1 protein-coding gene is annotated in these 234 nt (G+C 46.2%); it reads left to right on the top strand.

The features are described 5' to 3' along the window. On the top strand, positions 1-234 hold a 234-nt coding region (locus A3712_RS16805), incomplete at both ends, for an L-serine ammonia-lyase, iron-sulfur-dependent, subunit alpha (protein WP_197465856.1).

Consider the following 234-nt stretch of genomic DNA (forward strand, 5'->3'; position numbering starts at 1 on the left):
CCTTTCTATCAGCACACTGGTTATGAAAAACCAAGCAGCTTTCCACTCTGACGAAGAGTCTCGTACTTACTTCGCAAACATTTGGAAAACAATGCGTGAGTGTATGGATCGCGGTATGAATACTGAAGGTATCCTGCCTGGCCCACTACGTGTACCTCGCCGTGCTGCTGCACTTCGCCAACAGCTAATGACTTCAGAAAAAACAACAAACGATCCAATGTCTGTTGTTGACTG

Origin of the sequence: Vibrio sp. HI00D65 (assembly GCF_001635455.1) — a bacterium.
Lineage (GTDB): Bacteria > Pseudomonadota > Gammaproteobacteria > Enterobacterales > Vibrionaceae > Vibrio.